The sequence below is a fragment of the Colwellia ponticola genome, from assembly GCF_005885605.1.
In the GTDB taxonomy this organism is placed as follows: Bacteria; Pseudomonadota; Gammaproteobacteria; order Enterobacterales; family Alteromonadaceae; genus Colwellia; species Colwellia ponticola.
In genome coordinates this window covers 1-409 of sequence record NZ_SZVP01000211.1, presented here as the reverse complement: position 1 = coordinate 409, position 409 = coordinate 1, and the positions used below count along the sequence as shown (strand labels likewise).

Genomic DNA, 409 nt, shown 5'->3' with positions numbered 1-409 from the left:
CTACTTGCTTACAGCACCTTGCTGAGCAGCCAGGTAACATTGAGCCGCTGTTACCTTGGAACATTAAGAAAAGCTAGGTGTCGTTAGCTATACGCTTACATTTTTTCAAATGACAGAAAGCAAAAAGCCCGACTCTTTCGAATCGGGCTTCTCTAGTGCTTTTGCACAAATTAGAAGTCTAGCAATGTCCTACTCTCACATGGGAACTCCCACACTACCATCGGCGCAACTGCGTTTCACTTCTGAGTTCGGAATGGGTTCAGGTGGGGCCACAGCGCTATTGTCGCTAAACAAAAAGGGGACAATCTTAGAAAGCTTTGCTCATTGAGCGATAAATATCGTTTGGTTTTCTTCAGTCAAGTAACACGCAGTACGTGATTTTACATTTTCATGTCTTTGTCAGTCTTCA

General features: G+C 43.8%; 1 rRNA gene. It reads right to left on the bottom strand.

What is annotated here, in order from left to right:
* Positions 1-176 precede the first annotated feature (176 nt).
* Positions 177-291, bottom strand: a 5S ribosomal RNA gene (gene rrf, locus FCS21_RS16595).
* Positions 292-409 lie beyond the last annotated feature (118 nt).